This is a genomic window from Klebsiella sp. 28 (assembly GCF_018223905.1).
In the GTDB taxonomy this organism is placed as follows: Bacteria; Pseudomonadota; Gammaproteobacteria; order Enterobacterales; family Enterobacteriaceae; genus Klebsiella; species Klebsiella pneumoniae.
In genome coordinates, this window is sequence record NZ_JAGRQY010000290.1 from 1 (window position 1) to 3,999 (window position 3,999).

Genomic DNA, 3,999 nt, shown 5'->3' on the forward strand with positions numbered 1-3,999 from the left:
AAGCAGCACCGCCGTCAGCTGGAGGTGTGCGCCGATATCTGTCAGCAAATTCGCGCGGGCTCCACCGCCATCGCCGGGATTATGGCCGAAAGCTTCCTGCAGGAAGGCACTCAGAAAGTGGTCCCCGGCCAGCCGTTGACCTGGGGCCAGTCAATCACCGACCCCTGCCTGAGCTGGGAAGACAGCGAAAGATTATTGAGCGAGCTGGCTGCGGCCACCGCCACCCGCCTGTAACCGCTCCGCCCGCCGCGCCTGCGGCGGGCAATTCTCTTCGCTGACTCCCCTACCAAATCCGGTAACACGATAAATAACGCTTGCCGTCAAAAACAACATTATTGATAATGATTATCATTGTTGCCTTGATTTTTATTTTGAGAGCTATGACGCGTATGGATAACACTGCCACAGCTGAAAAACCAAAAGACAATGCCCCTTATCCCGTGGCGACGGACAGAGAGATCAGCAGTCGGGTTCTGTTAGGCAGCGAAGGACGAGTAGTGATTGAGCATGGCGGCCAGCGCTATCTGCTGCGCCAGACCCACGCCGGGAAGTTAATTCTGACCAAGTAAGCGCCCCGCTGAACGCGGGGCGAGGCAAGTTAGCTCGAGCAGCTGACTTCCAGACGTTTCCCCCAGTCCGGCGGGCGGCGGACGTAGTCGTCCTCGCGATCGGTAAAGGGGTCTGCCAGCGCGGCATGCAAGCGCTCCAGCTCGCCCATATCGCCCGCCTCAGCCTGCTCGATCGCCCGCTGCGCCAGCCAGTTACGTAACACCAGCGCCGGATTCACGCCCTGCATCCTCTGCTGGCGCTGCGCGTCGTCCACCTGTTCATCACGCAGCCGCGCACGATACCCGGCAAACCAGCTGTCAAAGGCCGCGCGGTCGATAAACTCATCGCGCAGCGGCGAAGCGGCGCTGAGCTGTTCGCTGTGGCTCAGCAGGCGGAACGTCCGGGTATAGTCGCTCTTCTCGCGGATCATCAGGGCAAACAGCCCGTCCAGCAGGTCGTTATCCCCTTTCTGCTGGCTGAACAGGCCGAGTTTATCGCGCATCCGCTGGCCATAAGCGGTCAGCAAGGCGTGCTGATACTCATCCAGCGCCGCGTTTAACGCTTCAGCGCTGATAAACGGCGACAGCGATTGGGCGAGACGCTGCAGATTCCACAGCCCCACCGCCGGCTGGTTTTCAAAACTGTAGCGCCCCTGATAATCGGAGTGGTTGCAGATGAAGTCCGGTTGAAAATCGTCAAGGAAGCCATACGGGCCGTAGTCGATGGTCAGACCGAGAATCGACATGTTGTCGGTATTCATCACCCCATGGGCAAAGCCCACGGTTTGCCAGCTGGCGATAGTCTGCGCGGTACGCGTGACAATGTCACGGAACCATAACAGGTACTTGTCCGCCTCATCCTGCAGCTGCGGCCAGTGGTGGCGAATAACATAGTCGGCCAGTTGCTCGACCTTCTGCGGCTCACGGCGATAGTAAAAATGTTCGAAATGGCCGAAGCGCACATGGCTCTCGGCCACCCGCATCAGCATCGCGCCGGGCTCCACGCGCTCGCGGTAGACCGGGGTATCACTGGTCACCATCGCCAGGGCGCGCGTCGTCGGGATCCCCAGAGCGTGCATCGCCTCCGACGCCAGACTTTCCCGGATCGTCGAGCGCAGCACGGCGCGGCCGTCCCCCATCCGCGAATAAGGAGTCAGGCCGGCGCCTTTCAGATGCCAGTCGTAACGGCGGCCATCCGCCAGCTGCTGCTCGCCGAGCAGGATCCCGCGTCCGTCGCCCAGCTGGCCGGCCCAGGCGCCAAACTGATGGCCGCTGTATACCTGCGCCAGCGGCGACATGCCCGGAAGCAGCGCTTCGCCGCCCCAGACACCGGCCCCGCTTTCAGGCGCAAACAGGGCGTCGGGCACCCCCAGCTGTTGCGCCAGCGGGGCGTTGCGCCAGATGAGTCGGGCGTTATCCAACGGCGTTGGTGACAGGGAAGTGTAAAAGTCCGGCAGTTCATCCCGCCAGTGGGTGGTAAAAGAAAGGGTCATGGTTCCTCCTCTCTCCAGTGTAGTGCCTGGAACAGCGGATTAACACGGGCGGAGTGCAGGGTTATCGGCATAAAAAAGGGAAGCGTTCGCTTCCCTCTTGCTTCTGAATGACGTCAGATTCGCCGCGCCTGCCAGAACTTTTTGTTCCAGTAGACGTTATCCAGCGAGGAACGGGTGACGCCCTGGCTGGTGGAGGCGTGAATAAACTGGTTGTCGGTATCGTAGATGCCAACGTGCAGACCGCTCTCCCCTGAGCCGGTTTTGAAGAACACCAGATCGCCGGGCAGCAGATCGCGCTTATCGATGCGGGTGCCGATTTCCGCCTGCTCGCGGGTTTCACGCGGCAGCTGGAGGGCAAATTTATCGCGAAACGTGCGCACCACGAAGCCGGAGCAGTCAACGCCGCGCGGCGTCATGCCGCCGTAGCGATACGGNNCAGCTGCTCGTTCAGATTCGCCACCACCGTAATGGAGTCTGCCAGCCGAGGATTCGGCGGCGGTGCCCGATGGCTGCTGCAGCCGGCTAAAATTAACGCCGCCGCCAACATGAACCAGAAGCGCATTTCAGATGATCCCTCTGTCCCTAGTCTCTTTATCGCAATAATTTAGCTTGTTTATCAATATAGTGACAAGATAACTGCGTGCTACTGTGACGCGATGAGCATAATATGACCGGCCACCTCAACGCGCTGGAACGGGATCGCATAGGCGGCGGTTAAATTTTCCTCATTCAGCACCTCGGCGGTCTCCCCGCAGGCGATGGCTTCCCCCTGGCAGAGCAGCCAGCTCTGACCGGCGTGGCGCAGGGTATGGTTGAGATCGTGGCTGCTCATCACCACCGCAATCCCCGCCGCGCTCAGCTCGTGTAACAGCCGATCCAGCGCCGCCTGCTGAGCCACATCCAGACTGTTCATCGGCTCATCCAGCAGCAGCAGCTGACCCGCGGAATTACTCAAGGGATCGATCTGCAGGATCACTGCCGCCAGCCGCACGCGCTGCCACTCGCCGCCCGACAGCTGATTGACCGGACGGCCCAGCTTATTGTCCAGACCAAGCCTGGCCGCGATATCGCTCAGACGGGCGCTATCACCCTGCTGCTGCATATGCAGCGCCAGGTAGTGCCATACCGGCATGGCGAACGGCGGGGTCTGGTGTTGACTCAGATATCCGCGACGGCGCGCCAGCTCCCTCGCCGGCCACTCGTCAAGCAGCCGGCCGTTAAAATGAACCGTGCCGGGGCCGTCGGACAGCCCCGCCATGCGGGTCAGCAGCGTGCTCTTCCCTGCGCCGTTCGGCCCCACCAGATGGACAATCTCCCCGGCGCGAAAGGCCGCAGAAAACGGGGCCAGGCGCCCCGCCGCTTCTACATCCTGTAGCTGCATCAGAAACGACATTATTGCGCCAGCGCTCCTTTAATCGCCGCCACCAGCTGCGGATCGTCCGGCGTCATATCCGGAGAGAAGCGCTGAATGACGTTGCCCTGGCGATTGATGAGGAATTTTTCGAAGTTCCACAGAATGTCGTCCACATACAGCGGCGCCCGGCCTTTGCTGGCCATCCGCTCATAAAAACCGCTGCCTTCCGGGGCCACCGCTTTCGGTGCGGCGGCAATCAGTTTTTGATAGAGCGGCGCGCGATGTTCGCCGTTGACGTCAATTTTGCTAAACAGCGGGAAGGTGACGCCGTAGGTGGTGCTGCAGAAGGTCTTAATCTCCTCTTCACTGCCCGGCTCCTGGCCGAGGAACTGGTTGCAGGGGAACCCCAGCACGCTGAAGCCCTCGGCGGCAAACTGCTTTTGCAGATCCTCGAGTTGCTCATACTGCGGCGTCAGGCCGCATTTCGAGGCCACATTGACGATCAGCAGCACCTTGCCGGCAAAGGATGCCAGGGTGGTTTTCTCGCCATCAATGGTCGTCACTTCGGTATTCAGAATGTCATGTTGCATAGCCTGTCCTCAAT

At 60.5% G+C, this 3,999-nt stretch carries 4 protein-coding genes and 2 pseudogenes; 2 read left to right on the forward strand and 4 right to left on the reverse strand.

Annotated features, from left to right (window positions below):
• Both KHQ28_RS28415 and hemP read left to right on the forward strand, forming a co-directional pair.
• Nucleotides 1–234 (forward strand): annotated as a pseudogene (locus tag KHQ28_RS28415) (3-deoxy-7-phosphoheptulonate synthase); the annotation flags it as partial.
• Nucleotides 235–389: 155 nt separating this feature from the next.
• A complete protein-coding gene (gene hemP, locus KHQ28_RS28420; protein WP_014343179.1) occupies nucleotides 390–569 on the forward strand; it encodes a hemin uptake protein HemP in 180 nt (59 codons plus the stop codon).
• A gap of 29 nt (nucleotides 570–598) precedes the next feature.
• Here hemP and selO read toward each other — a convergent pair whose 3' ends face one another.
• The 4 genes and pseudogenes from selO to KHQ28_RS28440 all read right to left on the reverse strand — a co-directional run bounded on the left by selO (nucleotide 599) and on the right by KHQ28_RS28440 (nucleotide 3,985).
• Nucleotides 599–2,041, reverse strand: coding sequence for a protein adenylyltransferase SelO (gene selO, locus KHQ28_RS28425; RefSeq protein WP_032418828.1), 1,443 nt, complete (start codon nucleotides 2,039–2,041; stop codon nucleotides 599–601).
• Nucleotides 2,042–2,154: 113 nt separating this feature from the next.
• Nucleotides 2,155–2,603, reverse strand: a pseudogene (locus KHQ28_RS28430) (NlpC/P60 family protein).
• Nucleotides 2,604–2,684: 81 nt separating this feature from the next.
• The gene (gene btuD / locus KHQ28_RS28435; protein WP_002909083.1) at nucleotides 2,685–3,434 is read right to left on the reverse strand and encodes a vitamin B12 ABC transporter ATP-binding protein BtuD; all 750 of its coding nucleotides are present in this window, start codon (nucleotides 3,432–3,434) and stop codon (nucleotides 2,685–2,687) included.
• Entirely contained in the window at nucleotides 3,434–3,985 is a 552-nt protein-coding gene (locus tag KHQ28_RS28440; RefSeq protein ID WP_004175610.1) for a glutathione peroxidase, read from the reverse strand. The genes btuD and KHQ28_RS28440 overlap by 1 nt, the downstream gene beginning before the upstream one ends.
• Nucleotides 3,986–3,999: the final 14 nt, after the last annotated feature.

Bases quoted from the DNA above. Each gene is read 5' to 3' on its own strand.
- hemP (WP_014343179.1), top strand. From the start codon at position 390: ATGGATAACACTGCCACAGCTGAAAAACCAAAAGACAATGCCCCTTAT.
- btuD (WP_002909083.1), bottom strand. From the start codon at position 3,434: ATGTCGTTTCTGATGCAGCTACAGGATGTAGAAGCGGCGGGGCGCCTG.
- selO (WP_032418828.1), bottom strand. From the start codon at position 2,041: ATGACCCTTTCTTTTACCACCCACTGGCGGGATGAACTGCCGGACTTT.
- KHQ28_RS28440 (WP_004175610.1), bottom strand. From the start codon at position 3,985: ATGCAACATGACATTCTGAATACCGAAGTGACGACCATTGATGGCGAG.